Source organism: Ruegeria sp. BK1, from assembly GCF_056535645.1.
On record NZ_JBQFIS010000001.1, the window covers coordinates 1,306,522 to 1,328,632 of the forward strand.

Annotated in this window: 24 protein-coding genes; 12 read left to right on the top strand and 12 right to left on the bottom strand. The window is 59.7% G+C overall.

All coding sequences use genetic code 11. The features are described 5' to 3' along the window. Positions 1–61 precede the first annotated feature (61 nt). From mazG to ACR3E7_RS06510, 3 genes are all read left to right on the top strand, one after another. Positions 62–919, top strand: a complete 858-nt coding sequence (gene mazG / locus ACR3E7_RS06500) for a nucleoside triphosphate pyrophosphohydrolase (protein WP_170774452.1) — start codon at positions 62–64, stop codon at positions 917–919. A gap of 63 nt (positions 920–982) precedes the next feature. Beyond that, on the top strand, positions 983–1,921 hold the full coding sequence (locus tag ACR3E7_RS06505) for a nucleoside hydrolase (protein ID WP_170774454.1): 939 nt from the start codon (positions 983–985) through the stop codon (positions 1,919–1,921). After that, positions 1,918–2,367: a GNAT family N-acetyltransferase gene (locus tag ACR3E7_RS06510; RefSeq protein WP_170788724.1), complete on the top strand. Its 450-nt coding sequence runs from the start codon at positions 1,918–1,920 to the stop codon at positions 2,365–2,367. Before ACR3E7_RS06505 ends, ACR3E7_RS06510 begins: the two co-directional genes overlap by 4 nt. Before the next feature lie 35 nt (positions 2,368–2,402). On the opposite strand, the gene ACR3E7_RS06515 is transcribed toward ACR3E7_RS06510, so the two are convergent. From ACR3E7_RS06515 to ACR3E7_RS06535, 5 genes are all read right to left on the bottom strand, one after another. After that, positions 2,403–2,570: a hypothetical protein gene (locus tag ACR3E7_RS06515; protein WP_170788725.1), complete on the bottom strand. Its 168-nt coding sequence runs from the start codon at positions 2,568–2,570 to the stop codon at positions 2,403–2,405. Positions 2,571–2,894: 324 nt separating this feature from the next. Next, a complete protein-coding gene (eno, locus tag ACR3E7_RS06520) occupies positions 2,895–4,172 on the bottom strand; it encodes a phosphopyruvate hydratase (RefSeq protein ID WP_480502500.1) in 1,278 nt (425 codons plus the stop codon). A 124-nt stretch (positions 4,173–4,296) separates the two neighbouring features. Next, on the bottom strand, positions 4,297–5,178 hold the full coding sequence (locus ACR3E7_RS06525) for a DMT family transporter (protein WP_480502501.1): 882 nt from the start codon (positions 5,176–5,178) through the stop codon (positions 4,297–4,299). A 126-nt stretch (positions 5,179–5,304) separates the two neighbouring features. Continuing rightward, positions 5,305–5,718 (bottom strand): Fur family transcriptional regulator, encoded by a 414-nt coding sequence (locus ACR3E7_RS06530; RefSeq protein ID WP_480502502.1) that lies wholly within the window; start codon positions 5,716–5,718, stop codon positions 5,305–5,307. 74 nt (positions 5,719–5,792) lie between these two features. Then, positions 5,793–6,497, bottom strand: a complete 705-nt coding sequence (locus ACR3E7_RS06535; protein ID WP_170788728.1) for an endonuclease/exonuclease/phosphatase family protein — start codon at positions 6,495–6,497, stop codon at positions 5,793–5,795. A gap of 165 nt (positions 6,498–6,662) precedes the next feature. On the opposite strand from ACR3E7_RS06535, the gene ACR3E7_RS06540 reads away from it, so the two are divergent. Beyond that, positions 6,663–7,574 carry an FHA domain-containing protein gene (locus ACR3E7_RS06540; RefSeq protein ID WP_170774468.1) on the top strand — a complete coding sequence of 304 codons (912 nt, stop codon included), beginning with the start codon at positions 6,663–6,665 and terminating at the stop codon, positions 7,572–7,574. On the opposite strand, the gene ACR3E7_RS06545 is transcribed toward ACR3E7_RS06540, so the two are convergent. After that, positions 7,550–8,968 carry a protein adenylyltransferase SelO gene (locus ACR3E7_RS06545; RefSeq protein WP_480502883.1) on the bottom strand — a complete coding sequence of 473 codons (1,419 nt, stop codon included), beginning with the start codon at positions 8,966–8,968 and terminating at the stop codon, positions 7,550–7,552. The two genes, ACR3E7_RS06540 and ACR3E7_RS06545, sit on opposite strands and share 25 nt — an antisense overlap. A gap of 86 nt (positions 8,969–9,054) precedes the next feature. On the opposite strand from ACR3E7_RS06545, the gene ACR3E7_RS06550 reads away from it, so the two are divergent. Beyond that, on the top strand, positions 9,055–9,474 hold the full coding sequence (locus ACR3E7_RS06550) for a cupin domain-containing protein (protein ID WP_480502503.1): 420 nt from the start codon (positions 9,055–9,057) through the stop codon (positions 9,472–9,474). A 3-nt stretch (positions 9,475–9,477) separates the two neighbouring features. Then, positions 9,478–10,368 (top strand): fatty acid desaturase, encoded by an 891-nt coding sequence (locus tag ACR3E7_RS06555; protein ID WP_480502504.1) that lies wholly within the window; start codon positions 9,478–9,480, stop codon positions 10,366–10,368. Between the two features lie 65 nt (positions 10,369–10,433). Here ACR3E7_RS06555 and ACR3E7_RS06560 read toward each other — a convergent pair whose 3' ends face one another. Further along, positions 10,434–11,408, bottom strand: coding sequence for a leishmanolysin-related zinc metalloendopeptidase (locus ACR3E7_RS06560; protein WP_170752718.1), 975 nt, complete (start codon positions 11,406–11,408; stop codon positions 10,434–10,436). 197 nt (positions 11,409–11,605) lie between these two features. Continuing rightward, positions 11,606–12,739: an anhydro-N-acetylmuramic acid kinase gene (locus ACR3E7_RS06565; RefSeq protein WP_480502505.1), complete on the bottom strand. Its 1,134-nt coding sequence runs from the start codon at positions 12,737–12,739 to the stop codon at positions 11,606–11,608. A gap of 181 nt (positions 12,740–12,920) precedes the next feature. Between ACR3E7_RS06565 and tyrS the strand changes: the two genes are divergently transcribed. Further along, positions 12,921–14,165, top strand: coding sequence for a tyrosine--tRNA ligase (gene tyrS, locus ACR3E7_RS06570; protein WP_170774478.1), 1,245 nt, complete (start codon positions 12,921–12,923; stop codon positions 14,163–14,165). Positions 14,166–14,234: 69 nt separating this feature from the next. Here the strand turns inward: tyrS and ACR3E7_RS06575 are convergent, their stop codons facing one another. Next, the gene (locus ACR3E7_RS06575; protein WP_214648110.1) at positions 14,235–15,251 is read right to left on the bottom strand and encodes a hypothetical protein; all 1,017 of its coding nucleotides are present in this window, start codon (positions 15,249–15,251) and stop codon (positions 14,235–14,237) included. Between the two features lie 206 nt (positions 15,252–15,457). Here ACR3E7_RS06575 and ACR3E7_RS06580 point away from each other — a divergent pair, with 206 nt between their 5' ends. Both ACR3E7_RS06580 and ACR3E7_RS06585 read left to right on the top strand, forming a co-directional pair. Next, positions 15,458–16,213 carry an SDR family NAD(P)-dependent oxidoreductase gene (locus ACR3E7_RS06580; RefSeq protein WP_480502506.1) on the top strand — a complete coding sequence of 252 codons (756 nt, stop codon included), beginning with the start codon at positions 15,458–15,460 and terminating at the stop codon, positions 16,211–16,213. Between the two features lie 9 nt (positions 16,214–16,222). Continuing rightward, complete coding sequence (locus ACR3E7_RS06585; protein ID WP_170782551.1) at positions 16,223–16,771, top strand: sugar O-acetyltransferase; 549 nt, start codon at positions 16,223–16,225, stop codon at positions 16,769–16,771. Here the strand turns inward: ACR3E7_RS06585 and ACR3E7_RS06590 are convergent. The 3 genes from ACR3E7_RS06590 to ACR3E7_RS06600 form a co-directional block, all read right to left on the bottom strand. Continuing rightward, positions 16,768–18,576: an ABC-F family ATP-binding cassette domain-containing protein gene (locus ACR3E7_RS06590; RefSeq protein WP_480502507.1), complete on the bottom strand. Its 1,809-nt coding sequence runs from the start codon at positions 18,574–18,576 to the stop codon at positions 16,768–16,770. The two genes, ACR3E7_RS06585 and ACR3E7_RS06590, sit on opposite strands and share 4 nt — an antisense overlap. Positions 18,577–18,645: 69 nt before the next feature. Further along, entirely contained in the window at positions 18,646–19,380 is a 735-nt protein-coding gene (locus ACR3E7_RS06595) for a GNAT family N-acetyltransferase (protein ID WP_170788734.1), read from the bottom strand. Between the two features lie 102 nt (positions 19,381–19,482). Next, a complete protein-coding gene (locus ACR3E7_RS06600) occupies positions 19,483–19,959 on the bottom strand; it encodes an outer membrane protein assembly factor BamE (RefSeq protein WP_170774488.1) in 477 nt (158 codons plus the stop codon). Positions 19,960–20,044: 85 nt separating this feature from the next. On the opposite strand from ACR3E7_RS06600, the gene ACR3E7_RS06605 reads away from it, so the two are divergent. The 3 genes from ACR3E7_RS06605 to plsX all read left to right on the top strand — a co-directional run bounded on the left by ACR3E7_RS06605 (position 20,045) and on the right by plsX (position 22,107). Continuing rightward, positions 20,045–20,581: a YceD family protein gene (locus ACR3E7_RS06605; protein ID WP_480502508.1), complete on the top strand. Its 537-nt coding sequence runs from the start codon at positions 20,045–20,047 to the stop codon at positions 20,579–20,581. Positions 20,582–20,787: 206 nt separating this feature from the next. Beyond that, entirely contained in the window at positions 20,788–20,994 is a 207-nt protein-coding gene (gene rpmF, locus ACR3E7_RS06610; RefSeq protein ID WP_037316137.1) for a 50S ribosomal protein L32, read from the top strand. 24 nt (positions 20,995–21,018) lie between these two features. Beyond that, on the top strand, positions 21,019–22,107 hold the full coding sequence (gene plsX, locus ACR3E7_RS06615; RefSeq protein WP_170774492.1) for a phosphate acyltransferase PlsX: 1,089 nt from the start codon (positions 21,019–21,021) through the stop codon (positions 22,105–22,107). Positions 22,108–22,111: the final 4 nt, after the last annotated feature.

Consider the following 22,111-nt stretch of genomic DNA (forward strand, 5'->3'; position numbering starts at 1 on the left):
GTGGACTCCTGTTGCGGTCTGCGGAATGGATGCATCTGACACCGGAACGAAAGGGTTCGCAATGGCCGAAAATCCTCTGATCCACGATAAAGACGCAGGCATCGAACGTCTGCTGGAGATCATGCGCCGCCTGCGCGACCCGCAGACTGGCTGTCCGTGGGATATCGAGCAGGATTTTGCGACCATCGCCCCATACACGATCGAAGAAGCCTATGAGGTCGCTGATGCTATCGAACGCGAGGCTTATGACGAGCTGAAGGGAGAGTTGGGCGACCTGCTGTTCCAATCGGTCTTTCACGCACAAATGGCTGAAGAAGCTGGGCATTTCACCTTTCAAGACGTGGTCCGCACCATGTCCGACAAGATGGTTGCGCGTCACCCACATGTGTTCGGTGACGAATCCCGCGACAAGTCTGCCGAACAGCAGACGCTGGATTGGGAAACGATCAAGGCAGCGGAACGTGCAGGTAAGGAACAGAAAGGCGCGCTAGACGGTGTGGCCGCGAACCTGCCTGCCCTGCTGCGCGCGCACAAGCTGCAAAAACGCGCCGCGCGCGTGGGGTTCGACTGGCCCGACGCCAGCCATGTTCTAGCCAAGATCACCGAAGAGGCCGCCGAACTGGAAGAGGCCCGCGACAGCATGGATGCCGATGCACTCGAAGACGAATTCGGCGATCTGCTGTTTGTGATCGTCAATCTGGGCCGTCATCTGGGGATCGAGCCCGAAGCCGCCCTGCGCCGCACCAATGCCAAGTTCACCCGCCGGTTTGAACAGGTCGAATCCCGTCTGGCCGAACGCGGTAAAACACCCAGCCAAAGCGATCTGGCTGAGATGGACGCGCTGTGGGACGAGGTGAAAACCGAGGAGCATCGCGCCAATGGCAAACTCCCGCCGGTGGATGTCGCCACGGGGGTCTGAAACCGCTGGACAAGTGCTTTGACACTTGCGAGTGTCCGCCCTTCACGACCCCCGGAGACACCCATGCCGCGCAAAATCATTATCGACACCGACCCCGGTCAGGACGACGCCGTTGCCATCCTGTTGGCGCTGGCCAGCCCGGATGAAATCGACTTGCTGGGCGTAACAGCCGTCGCAGGGAACGTGCCGCTGGAGCTAACCGCCAAGAACGCGCGCATCGTCTGCGAACTGGCCGGCCACACGGACGTGCCGGTTTATGCAGGCTGTGATCGGCCGCTGAACCGCCCTTTGGTCACAGCAGAACATGTGCACGGCAAAACCGGACTGGACGGTCCCGTTCTGCCCGATCCGCAAATGCCGTTGGCCCAAGGGCACGCGGTCGATTTCATCATCGACACCCTGCGCGCGCATGAGCCGGGCACGGTGACTCTATGCCCTCTGGGGCCGCTCACCAATATTGCGACGGCTTTCACCAAGGCCCCCGATATCGTTGACCGGGTACAGGAAATCGTGCTGATGGGTGGGGCGTACTTTGAGGTCGGCAACATCACTCCGGCAGCGGAATTCAATATCTATGTCGACCCTGAAGCCGCTGATATCGTGTTCAAATCCGGCGCGCACATCGTTGTCATGCCACTGGACGTGACCCATGACGCGCTGGTCACGCCACACCGCAACGACGCATTCCGCGCGCTGGACAGCAAGGTCGGACACGCAGTCGCCGAGATGACTGATTTCTTCGAACGGTTCGACAAGGAAAAATACGGATCGGAGGGCGCACCCCTGCACGATCCCTGCGTCACCGCCTATCTGATCCGGCCTGAGCTGTTCTCGGGCCGTCACATCAATGTCGAGATCGAGACCCAGTCCGAGCTGACACTGGGCATGACCGTTGCCGATTGGTGGCGCGTCACAGATCGCCCGGCAAACGCCATGTTCATGGGCAGCGTCGATGCACAAGGGTTCTTCGATCTGCTAACCGAACGGCTGGCTCGACTATGAGTGCTGCACTTAAACTCGCCCGGCCTGAGGATCTGGGCCGTCTGATGACTCTTGTCGCCGCCTTTCACGCCGAAGCGGGCATCGATCAGGACGCTGATCACCGGCGCAACGCGCTGGCACCGCTGCTGGACGGTATTCCCCATGGCTGCGTATATTTGATCGGTCCGGCGCGTGCACCGCTTGGATACGCGGTTTTGACCTTTGGGTGGTCTGTCGAGTTCGGCGGAATGGACGCCTTTATCGACGAGATTTACATCCGCCCCGCCGTGCGGGGTCGCGGCATCGCCACCGAGGTGCTGCTGGACCTGCCCAAAGCCCTTGCCAGTGCCGGGCTGACCGCCCTGCACCTTGAGGTCGACCGCACCAATGAAACCGCGCAGAAGCTATATCTGCGCACCGGCTTCAAACCGCGCGATCGCTATGTATTGATGAGCAAGAAGCTCTGATAGCAGTCTTTTGTCAGCCCCCCAGCGACAGCACGTTAGCGCAACTCGCCGCTATACATATAGATGGGCGAATCCATGTCTTTGACGGGGTCGGTTGCCGAAACTGACTGCCCTGAAACCGGGTAAACACCTGGTGCCGAGCAGGCCGCCAGAAAAACAGTACTAATCACTGTTGCCGCAAGAAGGAATTTGGAACCAGTCATGGTATTCTCCTTTCGAGTAGTGACCTCAGGTTAGGGTTTGGCGGGCTCGCCCAAATAGGGAAAAGTTCACACAAAATTGCCTTTATGTTGCCACAATGTTGGCAACTACCTGCAAACGTTGGACAAAAATTTTTCGAAAAATTGAAGATTCTTTACCTAACGTAACCTGCGCACACTTTTCAGGCGACAGCACGAGGTTTTCAACGCGCATAAAGGGTGCGGATCGGACAATCCGCATAACCGATTCCCCACGAGTTCAGGGCGAGAGACGAAAAAGCCCGGCCTTCCAGCGAAGACCGGGCCTATTTGCGTTTTTTGGTACGATCAGCGTTTGAGGATCGAAGCCCCCGCATATTCTGCGACCTCACCTAACGATTCCTCGATGCGGATCAGCTGGTTGTATTTGGCTAGCCGGTCCGACCGCGCGAGGCTGCCGGTTTTGATCTGACCGCAATTGGTCGCAACCGCCAGATCTGCAATGGTGGCGTCCTCGGTCTCGCCCGAACGGTGCGACATCACGTTGGTGTACCGCGCGCGGTGGGCCATATCGACAGCGCGCAGCGTCTCGGTCAGCGAACCGATCTGGTTCACTTTGACCAGCATCGAGTTCGCACAGCCGCGATCGATGCCTTCGGCCAGACGTTCAGGGTTGGTCACGAACAGGTCGTCACCCACCAATTGCACCTCGTTGCCGATGGCGTCGGTCAGAGCTTTCCAGCCGTCCCAGTCATCTTCGGACATGCCGTCTTCGATCGAGATGATCGGATAATCATTGACCAGCGCCGCCAGATAGGCCGCGTTTTCCTCGGACGTCAGTGTTGTGCCCTCGCCCGCCAGCACGTATTTGCCGTCTTTGTAGTATTCGGTCGCGGCGCAATCCAACGCCAGGTGGATTTCTTCACCCGGTTTGTAGCCAGCCTTTTCGATGGATTTCAGGATGAAATCCAGCGCCTCGCGCGTGTTGGCAATGTTGGGGGCAAAGCCGCCCTCATCACCGACGCCGGTGGCCAGACCTGCGGCGGACAGTTCTTTCTTCAGGGTGTGGAACACCTCGGACCCCATGCGCACCGCCTCGCGGATATTCGCGGCCGAGGTCGGCATGATCATGAATTCCTGAATGTCGATAGGGTTGTCGGCATGTTCGCCGCCATTGATGATGTTCATCATCGGCACTGGCAGAACGCGGGCCGAGGTGCCGCCGACATAGCGGTACAAAGGCTGGGTGGTGAAATCGGCCGCCGCCTTGGCCGCCGCTAGCGAGACACCCAGAATAGCGTTTGCGCCCAGACGACCTTTATTCTCGGTCCCGTCCAATTCGATCATCGCCTGGTCGATGGCGACCTGTTCAGTCGCGTCGAAACCCACCAGTTCCTCGGCAATCTCGCCGTTCACGGCAGCGACCGCTTCCAGCACGCCCTTGCCCATATAGCGCGCCTTGTCACCGTCGCGCTTTTCCACCGCCTCATAGGCCCCTGTGGACGCGCCCGAGGGCACAGCCGCGCGGCCCATGGTGCCATCTTCCAGGATCACGTCCACCTCGACCGTCGGGTTGCCCCGGCTGTCCAGAATTTCGCGTGCGTGGATGTCGATAATCGTGCTCATGAGGCCCGTCCCTGTGGCTGCAATCCGTTGCACGCCTCATACCATCACCGGGCAAAAAGTAAACCACTCATGTTAACGCTAACACATTGCGCAGCAGGTGTTTGCGCAAACCTGCGACGATCCGTCAAGCCGCAGCCACCATGACCCGCGCCAAACGACGTTCCCGCAGGAAAGTGTAAAGACCCGATCCCAGGATCAACGAAGCCCCCGCAATGGTCATCAGATCCGGGCGTTCGCCGAACATGATCATGCCCGCCGTGATCGAAAACACCAGCCGCGTATAGCGGAACGGAGTCAGCGCCGAGGCGTCCCCCACTCGCATCGCCGTGACGATGCCGTAGTAGCCCAAAACACTAAACAGGACGGCCCCAATCAACGGCCCCATCTGCGGGCCTGCGATCGGCACCAGCGATTGTGTTTGAACCACCATTAGCACCAATCCACCCAGGATCGCCGCGACATAGGCCTGCATCGCTACCACGGACGAGGCGATATCAGCGTCCAGTCGCCGCGTAATCAGATCGCGGGCGGCGATACAAACAACGCTGATCACAACCAACAGGGTCTCGGGCTGGAACCCGGCCAGACCGGGGCGGATGATCATCAAAACGCCCAGAAACCCGACGCAGACCGCACTCCACCTACGCCAGCCGACCTGCTCACCCAGAAACAGCGCCGCGCCGACAGTTACGGCAAGCGGCAATGCCTGGAAAACGGCGGCGACTGTGGACAGATCAACTAAGGCCAGCGCAGTCACGAAGGCAATCGCACCGACCCCTTCGCTGACTGCACGGACAAGTGGCAAGGGGCGCCACGCAGCCCGATCAAAGATGCGCTTGCGCGTTACGACGGTCATCACCGCAAAGATCAGGCCGCACACAGCGCCCAGCAAAATCATGATCTGACCGGTCGGCACCGAGGCCGACAGGTGCTTGATGAACATATCCTCAAGCGCAAAAGCCGCCATTGCGCCGACGACCAGCAAGATGCCGTTTACGTTGTTCATAATCCGATCCGTCAGAGGAGCGCTGTTCGCCCGATCACAGAAATCGAACGCGGCTTGGTCAGGCAAGTCCTATCCGCATGGAATACATGAATTCGCGTGCGGTCACCGTTCGCGATTCGTGATGAATCAGTCCTGTTCCAGCGGAACACCATAGAGTTCCAGCCGGTGGCCTTTCAGCTTATAGCCCAGCTTGGCCGCGATCTTTTCCTGCAAAGCCTCGATCTCGGGGTCGACGAATTCAATGACCTGCCCCGATTGCATGTCGATCAGATGGTCGTGATGGTCCCGTTCGGCATCCTCATAGCGCGCGCGGCCATCACCGAATTCCAGACGCTCGAGAATCCCGGCTTCTTCGAACAGCTTCACAGTGCGATAGACCGTCGCGATAGAAATCCCCGCATCGACCTTTGAAGCGCGGGCATACAGTTCTTCTACATCCGGGTGATCCTCGCTTTGTTGCAGCACCTGGGCGATGGTGCGGCGCTGACCTGTCATGCGCAGGCCCTTGGCCTCGCAACGGGCGATGATCGTGTCGGACATGAGTGACCCTCGGGGTGTATTCGGTTCTCTGTCTTAATACGTCTGCGCACTCTGCGCCACAGGGGAATTGTATCTTAGGCAACGCGCCGCAGGTCGGCCCAGATCGGCAAATGGTCCGAGGCAATATGCGCAGGTCGCGCATCGTGAACGCCGTGCACCACTGCCTCAAGCCCTGCGCCCAGCGCGATGCGATCCAGCGCGCCCAAAGGCTGCGCTGCGGGAAAGCTGGGAACCGGAGGAAGAAACCGCATGTCTGGCGCCAGATGGTCCAGCACCGGCTGACGCGACCATTCGTTGAAGTCCCCGGCCCAGACCGTGGGCATCTGCGTCAGGTCAACGTCACAGCGGCGGATATGGGTGATCTGCTGACGGCGCGATGCGGGCAGCAGACCCAGATGCATGCCCATCACGCGCAGCGGCCCGATGGGGGTGTCGAATTCAACCCGCACCGCCCCCCGAGGCTCCAGCCCCGGAAGGTCGTGATGTCCGGTCTGTCGCACTTGGATCGTCTCGCCCTTCCAGATCACCGCATTTCCATGCCAGCCCAGACTGCCTGCCCCACCAAGATCGACAATCTGCCATCCGGCCTCGTCCAGCATGAAATGCGGCAGGGCTGCGGGGCGCGGTGGCAGGCGTTTGTCGGCCTCCTGCAACACCACGATATCGGCCTTCATATTGTCGATGACCTGCATGATGCGCTGCGGCTGGCGGCGGAAATCAAGCCCGACGCATTTCTGGATGTTGTAGCTGGCAATGCGAAGCGTTGGCGTGGATGTCATAGCGCTCGGATCAAATATCTGACCACAACAGTGCCACGCCCTGCGCCCAGCGCAACAGTAAATTTCCGCGCGTGTCGAAAGGATCGGATGTGCAAGAGGGTTTTCGCCTTGTATACCCTTTGGCATAACAGTCCATACACCGCCTGCCCAAACCGAGGACCCCACGTGAGCACCACCTTCGCGACCCTGGTCATTGCTGATATTTCCGGCAGCACGCCTTTGTACAAGGCCGTGGGCGATGCCGAGGCACAAAGGCTGATCCAGTTGGAACTGGATCGCCTGCGGCGCGTCCTGTTTGAGCATGGCGGGGTGCAGGTCGGTCAGAAGGGGGACGATGTTCTTAGCTATTTTAAGGATGCGGATGCGGCAATCAACGCCGTTTTGACCCTGATCGAAGGATCACCGGAAACCTCGCTGTCGGTCCATGTCGGCGTTCACTGTGGGCCGATCGTCATTGCGGAAAAGGGTGTCTATGGCGAGGCCGTGAACGTAACCGCCCGTCTTGCCTCTGTGGCCAATCCCGGCGAGGCCTGCGTCAGTGACGAAGCCGCCGCGTTGCTGCACAACGGCGCGCGCCAGATGCTGACCCCGCTGGGTCAGCTCAACCTCAAGGGTTTGACCGAACAATTCGCGGCGCATTCGCTGATCAGCCCTACGGCAAATTCCTTCACCCAAACCCGCCTGCCCCAATCCTATGGCCGCACCGAAGACAATCTTGCCGCACCCGAGCATCTGACGCTGGTCCTGCGACACGAGGGCCAAAGCTGGAGCTGCCCCGACAATGGCGAGCTGACGGTTGGTCGATCGCCGGGATGCGACGTGGTGCTCAGCCAGCCTTGGGTGTCCCGTCTGCATATGGTGATCACCATGAAAGACGGCAGGCTGATCCTGTCGGATCGCAGCACATCAGGCACCTATGTCAAATCCGAAGGCGGGCGGGAAATCCAGCTTAAGCGTGAAACTGTCATGCTGGCTGATAGCGGCCTGATCTCTCCCACATTGCCCCTCGAACATTCCGAGGCCTGTTTAGAATTCGAGATCCTAGGCCGTCGTCAGGTGCCGCAAAACGTGGCGTGAACCACTTCACCTTCCGAAGGCAGGCGCGTCAGGTCGATCGCTTCAGGCTGGTCCTCATAAGGGCGCGACAGCACGTCATTCAAACGGTGGAACGGGGCATAATCGCCCCGTAAAGCGGCTTGTATCATCTGCTCGACACGGTGATTGCGCGGGATGAAAACCGGGTTCGCCGACATCATGGTGGCACGTGGATCGTTTTCCCGCTGCAGCCGCGCCTTCCAAGCATCGGCCCATTGATCAAAGGCCTGCGGGTCTGTGAACTGATCGCGCGCAGTATCACCGCCCAGCGCGCGGAAGGTATTTGTAAAGTCAGCCTGGTTCTGCGCCATTCGCGCCAAAAGGTCCGAAACCAGTTGCCGATCCCCGTCCTCCTCGGTCACAAGCCCGATCTTGGCCCGAAACCGCGTCAGCCAGTGCTGTTCCAGCAAATCGGGCATGGCGTGAACGATCTCGGTCGCTTCTTCCACAGCGGCCTCTTTGTCGTCCATCTGCTGGATCAGGGCCGTCGCCAGTTGCGCCAAATTCCACACCGCGATGCCCGGTTGGTTCGAATAGGCATAGCGTCCCTTCCGGTCGATCGAGCTGTAGACCGTGTTCGGATGATAGCTGTCCATGAAGGCGCAGGGGCCGTAGTCGATGGTCTCGCCGGCGATCGAGCAATTGTCGGTATTCATTACACCATGGATGAAACCCACGCTCATCCACCCGGCAATCAGTTCAGATTGCGCCTGCGCCACGGCGCGCAACAGACCCATAGGACCCGCAGCCTGCGGATAGTGGCGTTCGATGGCATATTCAGTCAGGCGGCGCAGGCTGTCCAACTGCCCTCGCCCGGCAAAGACCTGAAACGTCCCCACGCGCAGATGGCTACGTGCGACGCGGGTCAGAACCGCGCCCGGCATGGGTTCTTCGCGGAAAACAACCTCGCCCGTCTCGACAGCAGCCAAAGCCCGCGTCGTGGGGATGCCCAGCGCGTGCATCGCCTCGGACACCACGTATTCGCGCAACACAGGCCCCGACCAAGCGCGCCCGTCCCCCTGACGGCTAAAGGGCGTGGGGCCAGACCCTTTCAACTGAATATCCCGGCGCAGACCGTCTGTTCCGACGGTCTCACCCAGCAAAACCGCGCGCCCGTCCCCCAACTGGGGATTGTAGTTGCCGAATTGATGCCCTGAATAAAGCTGCGCGATGGGTTCGGCCCCCTCGGGGAGCGTATTGCCGGCAAAAGCCTCGGCCATGTCCTGCACCTCACCCGGTGTGATCCGCAGGACCTTCGCCAGATCGGTGTTAAAGGCGATCAATTGCGGCGCGCGCACAGGCACTGGGGCCTGCCGGGCGTAGAAGCTGTTGGGAAGGCGGGCGTAGCTGTTGTCAAACGGGATCGTCAGGGTCATGTGCCAAAGATATTCCTCATCCACGCGAATACCATAGCGGATCACGCAATCCCGTGCATAATCGCTCCAAACACCCCGAGGGCCCCATGACCGCACAAGAGATTATCGACCACCTGAACCTGCAACAGCACCCCGAAGGGGGTTGGTTCCGCGAGACATGGCGCGCCGACAACGCAGGCCGCGCCAGCGGTACCTGCATCTACTTCCTTCTGGCCGAAGGAGAGCGCAGCCACTGGCACCGAGTCGATGCGACCGAGATCTGGCTGTACCACGCCGGTGATCCACTGATCCTGTCGCTCAGCGCCTCGGATGCGGGGCCTGCCACAGATCATATGCTGTCCCCCGACCTGACCAAAGGCGCGCCGCAACTCATCGTCCCCAAGGGTCATTGGCAGGCCGCACGCAGTACCGGAGCCTATACGCTGGTCAGCTGCACGGTTTCTCCGGGGTTCGAGTTCAATGGCTTTGAACTGGCCGCACCGGGTTTCGATATACCAAAGGGTTAGGCCATGGATCACCGCGCCCTCATCACGTCCATTCCAGCCGAGGCCAAAGACAAACTGCAAGAGCGGTCCGACAAAGCCGGGCTGCGGCATCTGGCGCTCTATGTGCTGGCATTGACTGCCACCAGTATTGGTATCATCGCTCAGGTGCCATTCTGGCCTTTGCTGATCCTGCCTCAGGGTATCATGTTGGTGTTCCTCTTTACCCTCAGCCATGAATGCACGCACAAGACGCCGTTCAAATCCCCTTGGCTGAACGAGGCCATTGGCCATCTGGTGGCGATTCCGATTGCCCTGCCCTTTGTCTGGTTTCGGTATTTTCACCTGGCCCATCACAAATGGACCAACCACCCCGAGAATGATCCCGAACTGGGCGGCAAACCCAAGCCCGACAATTGGTCCAGCCTGCTGATTTACCTCAGCGGCTGGCCCTATTGGCGCGGCATGGCGCAGGTTCTGGTGCAAAATGCCCGTGGCCGGATCAACGCGCCCTATCTACCGGCGCGTCAGCACAAAGCCATGCGGCTGGAGGCGCGGGTGCTACTGGGCCTCTACGCCCTAGCGCTTGTCAGCCTGTTTATATCACCCGTGCTGTGGTGGCTGTGGCTGCTCCCCGTTCTGGTCGGCCAGCCCTTTCTAAGGCTGTACCTTCTGGCCGAACACGGACTCTGCCCGCCGGTCGCAAATATGCTCGAGAATTCCCGCACCACCTTCACCAACCGCCTGATCCGCTTTCTGGCCTGGAACATGCCCTACCACGCCGAGCACCACGCCTTTCCGAATGTCCCCTTCCATCAGCTACCCGCGCTGCACAGATGGACCCGAGCGCATTTGAGATCGACATCAGACGGGTATTCTGACTTTACAAGCGCGTACATCCGCAAAGTAAGGAACTAACAACACCGGCGGTTGCTCTGGATGGCTAGCAACCAGACGTCATCAAGCAGCTTATGACCAGAATATTAGGCCAGTGCGATTTCGTTTTCGATGCCAGCCGCACCTTCCGCAAGGACATAACCAAGATCCTCTAGGGACGCGACTGACCAATCTGACAAATAGTTGGTGGCATCATACGAGCCATCATCTGCCACATACCCGATATACCCGGTCATCAGCTCATCCTGATACTCTTCTTCGTCCCAGTGTCCTCCGGCTGTGCCCGACCCACCGTCAGTCTCTACAAACAAGAAATCGTCTTCAGTGAAGTAGCCGACATATGCTGAGTTCGCTGCATCACCGGTATAAACGCTGGTCACTATGTCATCAGTCGGCCGTCTGGTGCCATTGTCGTCCACCACAGTCGATACCAGACCGTAGTAATCCCAAAGCGTACCAAGACCCATGACATGCATCATTTCATGCAGAACAATATCATCGAATTGCCCAGCATCATGATACGCCAGAGCGTCCGCTTCATCGAACGTCATTTCTCCCAAAGCTGGCAAACCAGTATCAGAGCGTATTGCGGTCGGACCCGCCTGCCCCAGCACGCCGCCTTCTCCGTCTATGGCATCCAAATCCGCCATGATGACGAGGTCGTCGTAGAGGTTCCCTTCTCCATCGACAGCGTCTTCGATATCGCCATCAACAAGCGAAGCCAAATAGTCTGCGGACGCAATGAACACTGACTTCAGATCTTCAGGCCAGTCACCTACAAACCGGACTTCAATATTGTATTGAAGGCTGTCGTCGATTCCGTCACCTTGACCGGTGATGTACGTGTCCGTGACAACCTCTGTTTCGGTTTCACCCCCGCCGCCTATGCCTGCTGGCGGCCCTTTGCTGCCCCTGGCGGCCGCTGACTCATCGATCATCAGCAGATCACCGCTCAAAGTTCCGATGGATTGTTTGTTATTTTCGGATTCATGCAGACGCGAAGCTCCCGCGCCTGATGACTTCACGTAGTCAAGGAAATTTCCACTGTTTTCAGATGGCATACCCTTCTCGCTCGAGCCTAGTCGAATACCGCCACCCAGTTTATTTTCGAGGATCTAATCCAAACAAAAGAAAATGACTAAAATGTGACTTGACGCGAATTTAGTGCACTCATTTCACAACAATAGACCAATAAATCTAGGCTTTGTTTGCATAAAGCACACTAAATGATAGTTATTGGTGTGACACATAGAGTGATCTAAAAACGCTTAATCGAGTCCTCAATACGCTCGACACTACTCACTACGCCTCCTCCCACAAGCGCGCTGACGCCTGTGGTTCCGGGGCATGAGGTCGGCAAGCCCCGCGCCACACGGACGGCGAGATAGGCGAAGGCTTGGGCCTCCAGCATGTCTCCGTCCAGACCCACGGTCTCGACCGGTTCGACAGCGCAATCGAGGCCCGCGCGCAGCATGTCCATCAGAACCGGGTTGCGGCGGCCTCCGCCCGTCACCAGCACACGCGCGGGGGGTTTGGGGCAATGCTCCATCCCCTGCATCACGCCTGCGGCGCACATGCCGGTCAGGGTCGCCACGGCGTCAGCGTCCGAGAGTTCCTGCACCAGTCGGATCATCTCGGCAAAATCGTTCCGGTCCAGCGATTTGGGGGGCATCTTGTTAAAGAAGGGCTCGGACAGGAACAGCTCCAGCGCGCCCGCCTCGACCGCACCCTGACGGGCCAGCGCGCCGTCCCGGTCCATCGGCAGGCCCAGCCGCTCCTGCATCAGATCATCCACTGGTGCGTTGGCTGGTCCCGTGTCAAAGGCCAGCAGCGCGCCGGGAGCCTCGGGGCCGTCAAAGCTGGGGTCCACATAGGTCAGGTTCCCCACCCCGCCCAAGTTCAGAAAGCACAAGGGGTCGGTCGCCCCGATCCACTTGGCGCAGGCAAAATGGAAGAATGGCGCCAGCGGAGCGCCCTCGCCCCCCATCGCTACATCGTCGCTGCGGAAATCCCACACGACCGGAACACCCAGCGCCTGTGTCAGACCGTCTCCATCGCCCACCTGCAACGTCCCCCGCCCGCGCGGCTCATGCGCCAAGGTCTGACCGTGAAAACCGATCAAGTCGATTTCATCGAACTCGGACAGCGCCTCGGCATGGGCAACCGTGACCAACTCGGCGGCGGCATCGACCTCGGGCCCGTGCCACTGGCCCAGCGCGGCCCGCAGAACCGCACGCTCGGCATCTGAATAGGCCCGGTATCCGCTGGGACCAAAGCCCAGAATGCGCACACCATCGGTTTCGACCACAGCCGTATCAACACCGTCCAGAGACGTGCCCGACATGGCGCCCAATGCCTTAACTGCGCCCGTTTTGCTGATCGCCCGACCCATGTTTGCCCTCGTGTTCCTCACGCCCGTTGATCCGGCGCGTTGGCCTCAACCTGCACGGTAACGCGAAGACAGTGCAAGCCACATCAGGCGTGGCCTCCGCTTTTCGTGCAAAAGGTGCCTTTTCCTTGCCACCCCCACCGCCTATACACTGCCCCGCAACATAAACCCAAAGGGCACGGATATGACCTACCACCCCAAATCGGATTTCATCGCCACGATGATCGAGCGCGGCTTTCTCGCCGACTGCACCGATTATCAGGGCCTTGACGAGGCGCTGATCAGCGGGGTGCAAACAGCTTATATCGGCTATGACGCAACGGCGCAGTCGCTGCATGTGGGCCACCTGATGAACATCATGGTGCTGCGCTGGCTGCAAAAGACCGGCCACAAGCCGATCACTCTGATGGGCGGCGGTACGACCAAGGTCGGCGACCCCTCGTTCCGGTCGGATGAACGCCCCCTGCTGGGCCCCGAACAGATCGACGCCAATATCGCCGGGATGCAAAAGGTGTTCGCCAAGTACCTGTCGTATGATGACAGCGAGACCGGCGCGCTGATGCTGAACAATGCGGAATGGCTGGACAGCCTGAACTACCTCGATTTCCTGCGCGATATCGGGCGGCACTTCTCGGTCAACCGGATGTTGTCTTTCGAGTCCGTAAAATCGCGGCTGGACCGCGAACAATCGCTGAGCTTCCTCGAATTCAACTACATGATCCTGCAGGCCTATGACTTCCTTGAGCTGAACCGCCGCTATAGCTGCGTTCTGCAGATGGGCGGTTCGGACCAATGGGGCAACATCGTCAACGGTATCGACCTGACCCGCCGCGTATTGGATCACGAGATATACGGCCTGACCACACCGCTGCTGACCACCAGCGACGGCCGCAAGATGGGCAAGTCGCAGGGCGGTGCGGTTTGGCTGAACGGTGACATGCTGTCAGCCTATGAGTTCTGGCAGTTCTGGCGCAACACCACCGATGCGGATGTTGGCCGGTTCCTGAAGATCTTCACCGAACTTCCGGTGGATGAATGCGACCGTCTGGCCGCGTTGCAAGGATCTGAGATCAACGAGGCCAAAATCCGCCTCGCCAACGAAGTCACTACTCTGCTGCACGGGGCCGATGCCGCCGCAACCGCCGCGGCGACCGCCCGCGAAGTGTTTGAAAAAGGCGGCGTGGGCGATGATCTTCCAACGCTGACGCTGCGCGCAGATGATCTACCTACTTCGATCGTGCAGTTGATCGTGAAATCAGGCCTGGCCAAAACCGGCAAAGAGGCCAAGCGCCTGATCGCCGAAAACGGAGCCAAACTGGATGACGCGCCGCTGACTGACGCAGGGTTGATGATCGACGCCGGTGCGCTGTCGTCTCCGATCAAACTGAGCGCGGGTAAAAAGCGCCACGCGCTGGTGCAACTGGGCTAAGCTCAGTTCTACGCTAAGAAAAACGGCCACCCAAATGGGTGGCCGTCGTCGTTTCAGGTTTGGCCTGTCTCAGCGGTTCCCACGGTTGCCATTGTTTCCGCCGTTACCGTTTCCGCCGCCACCGTTGCCCGAGCCGCCGCCCTGACCATTGTTGCCGCCGCCATTACCGGTGCCTGGGCCGGACCCGCCAGTGTTGCCGCCACCGTTACCGGGGTTGCCGTTGTTGCCGTTACCGTTTCCGGGGCCGCCATTGTTCCCACCGTTGCCATTGCCGCCGCCGTTGCCACCGCCATTATTGCCGCCGCCGCCGTTGCCTGAGCCACCGCTCTGACCGTTATTGCCGCCGCCATTACCGGTGCCGGGACCGGAGCCGCCATTGTTGCCACCGCCGTTACCGGGGTTGCCACCATTGCCGTTCCCGTTTCCGGGGCCGCCATTGTTCCCACCGTTGCCGTTTCCGCCACCGTTGCCACCGCCATTATTTCCGCCGTTGCCATTGCCGCCGCCGTTGCCACCGCCATTATTTCCGCCGTTACCACCGCCGCCATTGCCGGGTCCACCACCATTGCCGGGGCCACCGCCACCATCACCTGGTTCGTCGCCGCCACCGCCATCACCCGGCCCATCTCCGCCGTCACCAGGCCCGTCACCGGGGCCACCATCACCGGGCCCATCGCCGCCGCCACCGTCACCCGGCCCATCACCAGAGTTTCCGCCACCGCCCGGACCGCCGACACCCGGCCCTGCATCGGCCGACTGCTCGTTGTCACGATCTTCCCCAAGCGGAGCGTTGGATCCGATCGAGGCAGTCGGCACATCTGTTAGCAAACCTGCAAGCCCCGGACATTGTTCGCCCGTTACCTGCAAAGTGGTCAGAAAATCACTCTGTTTTTGCAACCGCTCCAAAAAGCTGGGCGTCACCTGCGCACAGTCGCACAAGGCCGCGTAATCCCCGCTTTTGGTCACATCGCGCGCGGTTTTCCAATTGCACACTTCAGGCGCGGCCGAGGCTTCACCCACAAACATCACACTCGCCAAGGGGACAACTAAAAGCCCTCCGGCCGCACCTTTCAAAACATTTCGCATCACAGCACCTCCATTCACCAAACACGCGAATTGCAAAGTTTCTTCGGTCACGAAGTGGCGATTGGACGTGATCCCCACATGAGCCAAACATGAAGACGCCTTCATACTTGCTCGTGTCACAGCCCCTTCCCTGCAACCGATCACTGGACAGACAGGGGTGCAACAGGTTATTGAACAGGTGTTCATATATTGAAAAGGAGCCCGCAATGCACCTGTCCAACACAGCCGCACTCATCACCGGCGGAGCGTCGGGTCTGGGCGAGGCGACCGCGCGCCACTTCGCTGATCAGGGCGCGCAGGTCACGATTCTGGACCGCGATGCCGACCGGGGCCCAAATGTCGCCAACGAAATCGGTGGTCACTTTGTCCAGACCGATGTGACCAACGAGGCATCGGTGACCGAGGCCGTTGCATTTGCGACAAGTAAGATGGGGCGTGTCACGGCAGCTGTGAATTGCGCAGGCATCGCCTTGGGCATCAAGACCGTTGGACGCGACGGCCCGCATCCTCTGGAAGCGTTTCAGCGCACCATCGACATCAATCTAGTCGGCTCGTTCAACGTCTCGCGCCTTGCGGCGGCTGAGATGGCCAAGAATGACCCAGAACCGGACGGTGCACGCGGCGTGATCATCAACACGGCCTCTATCGCGGCGTTCGACGGGCAAAAGGGGCAGACGGCCTATGCGGCCTCAAAAGGAGGGATCGTGGGAATGACCCTGCCCATGGCGCGCGACCTGGCCTCGACCGGTATCCGCGTGATGGCGATTGCACCGGGCATATTCATGACGCCCATGCTGGCCGGACTACCGGAAGAGGTGCAACAGCAGCTGGCCGCCGATGTGCCTAACCCTGCTCGCCTTGGCGACCCGCACGAATATGGGAGGCTGGCCGGGCTCATCGTGGAAATGGGCTATCTGAACGGAGAGGTCATCCGCATCGACGGTGCGCTCAGAATGCGGTAAACCTGCGCCATGAACGAGCGCGAGAAAATGGAGGCCGGGCAGTGGTATTGTTGTCTGGACCCGGAACTGAACGCCTTGCGCGATCAAGCCAGACGCGCCGTTCATGCGCACAACACCAGTTCACCGGACCGGCGCACCGACATGGGGCCGGAACTACGCGCCCTCTTGGGTCATGTGGGCGCGGACTGTTTGCTAGAAGCACCGTTTCACTGTGCCTATGGGATGAACATTCATCTGGGTGACAGAGTTTATTTCAACGCCGGTTGCATCGTTCTGGATACGGCCCCGGTCCGGATCGGCGACGATACGATGTTCGGGCCACATGTGCAGATTTATTGCGCCCAACATGCCAAAGATCCGGCAGACCGCGCGCAGGGGCTGGAGGTCGGCCTGCCTGTCACAATCGGCAAACATGTCTGGATCGGAGGCGGAGCAATCCTGTTGCCCGGTATCACCATCGGCGACAATGCCACCATCGGCGCGGGCAGCGTAGTCACAAAGGATGTCGTCGCCGGGCAGACCGTGGTTGGAAACCCAGCCCGCGTGCTGCCAGCCTAAGCGCCCTCAGCTTTTTCCTCTAGCATCAGCCATTCCTCTTCGGCAGCGGCGAGTTTTTCCTGCCGCTCGACCAAAGCCTCGGTCGCTTTCTGGAACTTAACCGGCTCGCGGGTGAACAGTTCGGGGTCGGACATGAGTTCCTCAAGCTTTCCGATCTCGGCCTCAAGCCGCTCCATTTCGGCAGGCAGTTTTTCAAGGCGATGTTTTTCCGAGAAGGACAGACCCGCCTTCGGCTGCGCCTCTTGCTTGACCTTCGGCTTGGAAGGTTTTGATTTCTCTTCCTTCTTAGGCAGGAGATCGCCGCGCTGAGCTATGTAATCCGACCAACCACCCGCATAGACAGTGGCGCGGCCATTGCCTTCCATCGCGATGGTCGTAGTAGCGACACGGTCCAGAAAATCGCGGTCGTGGCTAACCAGCAGAACGGTGCCCTCATAATCGTCCAACAGCTCTTGCAGCAGGTCCAGCGTTTCCACGTCCAGATCGTTGGTCGGTTCGTCCAGCACCAGCAAGTTGGACGTCTTGGCCATCAACTTGGCCAACAACAGCCGCGCTTTCTCACCGCCCGAGAGGGATTTGACCGCAGCCCGCGCCTGCCGTTCATCGAACAGGAATTCCTTGAGGTAGCCGACCACATGTTTGGGCTGTCCGCCCACCATGACTTGATCGGCCTTGCCCGAAACCCGCATTTCGGGATCGCCGGTCAGGCTGTCCCACAGGGTCATCTCGGGGTCTAACTGGGCGCGGGTCTGGTCGAAGACCGCAACCTCAAGATTGGTGCCCAGCGTGACTGCGCCCTCATCCGGGGTTTCCTGACCTAGCAGCATTTTCAGTAGCGTCGTCTTGCCCACACCGTTGGGGCCAACAAAGGCCACACGATCACCGCGCTGCACCAGCAGATCAAAATTCCGCACGATGGGTATTGAATCAAAAGCCTTGGCCAACCCTTTGGCTTCGATCACCTTGCGCCCCGATTTAGGCCCTGCCTCCAACGTCATCGCCGCCGAGCCCTGACGTTTGATCTGCGCTGCCTTCTCAGCCCGCAACGCCTGCAAGGCGCGCACCCGGCCCTGATTGCGTTTGCGGCGGGCGCTGATGCCTTCAACGGCCCATTTCGCCTCGGATTTGATCAGGCGGTTCAGCTTGTGGCGCTGCTGATCCTCTTCTTCCCAGATCTTGTCGCGCCATGTCTCGAACGCATCAAACCCCTGTTCCTGCCGCCGCACCGCACCCCGGTCGATCCAAAGGGTCGCACGGGTCAAAGCGCGCAGAAAAGCGCGGTCGTGCGAGATCAGGACATAAGCCGCGCGGGTCGAGCCCAGCTCACGTTCCAGCCAGGCAATCGCTTCGATGTCCAGATGGTTGGTCGGTTCGTCCAGCAGCATCAGGTCTGGCGCTTCGGCCATCAGTTTTGCCAATGCCGCGCGGCGACGCTCCCCGCCCGAGGCCGTTTCGACCAGGCGCGCCGGATCGAACTTCAGCCCCTCGCCTGCGCGCTCGACTTTATACAGTTCGCCCGGCTCTAGCCCGCTGGAGGCATAGTCGCCCAGTGTGGCAAAGCCCTCCATGCCCGGGTCTTGCTCCATATAACCGACCGACTTGCCCGGAGGCACCACGATGTCGCCCTGATCGGCCTCAACCAGTCCCGCCATCACTTTCATCAGGGTCGATTTGCCGGACCCGTTGCGCCCCACCAGCGCCACGCGATCGCCGGGTTGAACCACCAGATCAAGCTCGGAAAACACCGGATCGCCCCCGAAGGTCAGGGAAATGCCGGACATCTGCAACAAAGGAATTCTCGCCATGCCCGCCAGCTAAACCGGCAGGGTCGGCGCGTCAACGCCCAGCCCTTGTTCTCGTCAAAAATACGGAATCTACCCAGCCACCACCCGCAACAGACGTTTCCGGGCTGGCGGAATCGCCCCGATCTCGAGCCCGGTAAACACGTGCAGCGTGTTCATATGCCGATCGACCACTGCATGATCACTGACCCAGCCGCCCATCAACAGATAGGTGCGCAGCAAGGGCGGCATCCGCAACATCGCTTTTTTGACGTCGGGCCGACGCCGCAACCGTGCGGCAAAACGAAAGACATCCGGTGCCTTGACCCGTGGCAACCAGCGCTTGGGCGCCAGATGACGGTGTTTTAGCATTGCAAAAGCATCCAGATACTCGGCCGTTTCTGTCCCGGCAAAGGACGAACAGCCAAACAGCATCTCAACGTTGTTCTGATCCACATAAGCCGTCATCGCGCCCCATGCGACGCGCAGTATGTCAGGATCGGTCCAGTCGGGATGAATGCAGAACCGCCCCATCTCGACCATGCGCCCCTGAAATTCCTCCAAAGCGGACAGATCGTAAAATTGCGCTGAATAGCTGAGGCCGATTTCGTCCCCACGCTCCATCGTCAACATGCGGAAACAGCAGACGAGTTCGCCACTGGAACGCATATCTTCGACAAGAACATGCGCACAGAGGCGATCAAAATCATCCCGATCCGTCTGATCCGTTCCAAAGGCCAGAGTGCGCAACTTCTGTGCCGCCACGATGTCCGCCCCAGTCAATGCCAACCGGGCGCGATACCGGCCTTTGCCAAGCAGTAAAGCCATGGTCGTCCTCTATTCGGCGATCACCGACCCGTTTCATCCCGTCTCGGTGCCTATCACATTATGTGTGACCATCCTGTGACGCGGACAAGAGGCGAAGGCTGATTAGTTGGTCGCGCCCGGAATATTGGCCGGGTTGAAGTTGCCGATATTGCCGAACAGCTGGCGCAGGAATCCGCGGTTCTGAATGCTCGATTCGGTTACCCGCCGCTCCAGAGGGACCACGATCCCGTCTTCAAGGCCGAACCGTTCGATGTTCCGCACCACACCACCCTGATCAAAGCTGATGGCGACAAGCTCACGCTCGACCACTTCGGGTCGTTTCGGACCATAGTGACGCACCCGAGACCGCACATAGTAGAACCCAGAATCCCGCACTACGCCGGACGAGGACGGCGCACCGACCGAGTCGAGGACGCTTTCGCGTGTGTCCACGCCCACCTGAATCTCGGCCAGGTCTTCGGGTGGCGGGATGTACCCGTGATTCTCGAACACAGGTGAGCACGCGCTGATACCTGCCACACAGGCTGCAAGCACTAGCGTTCTGGACGCCGGTTTCAACCTGTTCACAACCTTTAACATGCACACCCTCTTGCCTTGGTCCCTTGCGGACCCTATCCGCTTACATCAAACCGCAGCCCCGGTTCAACACAGGAAAGGGTAACGAATGAGCAACCAGACATCTCTGCGGGTGGCCGACCTGCCGCAAAACGCGCCAACCTCGTTCGATCTGCGCCCCGACACCAAAGCGCTTGAGGCGATCCGCGATGACCTGGGCCTGCTGGGTCTGCGAAAGCTCAGCTTTGTCGGAGACGTCCGCGCGCAAGGAAAACGCGACTGGGCACTCGCAGGTAAGCTGGGCGCAACAGTGATCCAGCCCTGCGTCGTCACGCTAGAGCCGGTGACGACCCGGATAGACGTGCCCGTCACGCGGGTATTTCTGGCCGACTGGACCGACCCCGATGAGGAAGAGTTCGAAATCCCAGAAGGCGACGAGTCGGAGCCCTTGGGGTCCGAGATCGACCCAGCCATTGTAATGATCGAGGCGCTGTCGCTGTCCCTGCCCCAATACCCGCGCAAAGATGGTGCGGAACTGGAACAGGCCGACTATACAGAGCCGGGCAAACAGGCGATGACAGATGAAGATACAAAACCCTTTGCCGGACTTGCCAGCCTGCGCGATGCACTAAAAAAAGACGAGTGACACGGGTCTGATTTCCTGTCATAGCACGCCCTCAGAAAAATCGCTTGAACATGTCGAGAATCGCAGTATTTTCGCGCGCTCATCGGAATTTGGGTTGGACATTGCGGGGCTCGTCCCCTAAACGCGCGTCAAACCACGTAAAAAACGAAGAATGAAACCCGGTCGGCAGCGAATCTGCGGACCCTCAGTAGACAAAGGTTGAGACCATGGCCGTCCAACAGAACAAAGTTTCCAAGTCGCGTCGCAACAACCGCCGCGCACACGACGCTCTGGTTGCTGCAAACCCGAACGAATGCGCAAACTGCGGCGAGCTGAAGCGCCCGCACCACGTATGTGCGTCCTGCGGCCACTATGATGACCGTGAAGTCGTCGCTCAGGCCGACGAAATCGACCTGGACGAAGACGCGGCCTAAGCCTTTCAAAGCGCAGGCCAAGGCATGACGGAACAGCCCACGCAAACCGGACGGATCACCATCTCGGTTGACGCTATGGGCGGAGATTCGGGTCCCGCCGCAGTTGTGGCGGGGATCGCCAAATCGGCGGACAAGAACCCCGACATCGCGTTTATCCTGCACGGGCCTGAGGCTGAGTTGCGCAAACTTGTTGCGAAACGGCGTGTCCTGAATGGGCGCGTCGTTTTTCGTGATTGCACCGACGTGGTCACGATGGAGGACAAGCCCAGCCAGGTTGTACGCCACGGCAAGCAGACCTCAATGTGGTCGACACTGGAATCGGTGCGCCAGGGCGAAGCCCATGGTGCGGTGTCCTGCGGCAATACTGGCGCGTTGATGGCGCTGTCGATGATGCGGCTGCGTAAATTGCCGGGTGTAAACCGCCCGGCCATCGCGATTCTGTGGCCATCGCGCAACCCGCAGGGGTTCAACGTGATGTTGGATGTGGGCGCCGATGTACGCGCCGACGCGAAGGATCTGCTGCAATACGCGCTGATGGGCGCCTCGTACGCGCGCAACGGCATGGCGCTGGAACGCCCCCGGATCGGCTTGCTGAACGTAGGCACCGAAGAACACAAGGGGCGCGCTGAATTGAAAGAAGCGCATGCCATGATCACGGACTTTGCGGATCAGGCGAGCTTTGATTTCGTGGGCTTTGTCGAAGGCAGTGATATCCCCGGTGACAAGGCAGATGTCATTGTAACCGATGGGTTTACCGGCAATGTCGCGATCAAGACCGGCGAAGGCACGGCCAGCCTGATCGGGGACCTTCTGCGTGAGGCGTTCAAATACTCGCCCCTGTCTCGGCTGGCGTCGGTTCTGGCCATCACCTCACTAAACCGGTTGAAGAAACGTATCGACCCACGCCGTGTAAATGGCGGGGTTTTCCTGGGCCTCAATGGGACTGTGGTGAAATCTCATGGCGGCGCAGATGCCACCGGAGTTTCGGCCGCCGTGAAACTGGCCTTTACCTTGGCACAGTCCGGGTTCTCTGAAAAATTGGCGGCACGGGTTGCATCGACAGTCGAGCTTGCACAAGATGCCGCCCAAGCTCCGTCCAAGGCGGGCGAATAACAAA